The organism is Tamlana crocina, from assembly GCF_012037625.1.
The window spans coordinates 1-473 of the sequence record NZ_JAAVJS010000205.1; the positions used below are offsets into that span (position 1 = coordinate 1).

Annotated in this window: 1 protein-coding gene; it reads right to left on the reverse strand. The window is 46.7% G+C overall.

The genetic code is table 11. The features are described from left to right. Positions 1-473: cation:proton antiporter domain-containing protein (locus HC176_RS16330; protein ID WP_245234931.1), on the reverse strand; the 473-nt coding region annotated here is incomplete at both ends.

Here is a 473-nt window from a genome sequence, read left to right on the forward strand (position 1 = left end):
CACATTATCTTCATGTTCCTGCTCTTCCAGGGGATCATCCAATTGCACTTCTGCCGCTAGAACAGGATCTGTAGGGGCGAGTACAGCGGCAAGTAGCAGACTCGATGGAACACTCAGCAGCAGAAAGTACTGCCCAAGCAAATAAGCCGAAATCATACAAATAGGCATGGTCACGAAGACCAGCAGGAGTGGTTTTCTCCAGGATTTAAGGTCGTAATTGGCCCCGATCTTGAGGCCTGCTCCCATCAGGGAAATGATCACAACTGCTTCGGAATAATACATAAGGCCCAGATCATTCCATAGAGGATCGGGCCAGCCTAAGGGAACTCCTATCAGGAATAATCCAAACCCTATCAGCAGTAAAAGGATAGGAGAGCTAATTTTTAGCTTTTTAGAAAATGATGGAAGCCAGGCCATTATTATTGTCGCAAACCCCAGCCCGGCCATGATTAGATAATGTTCCTCCATACAGT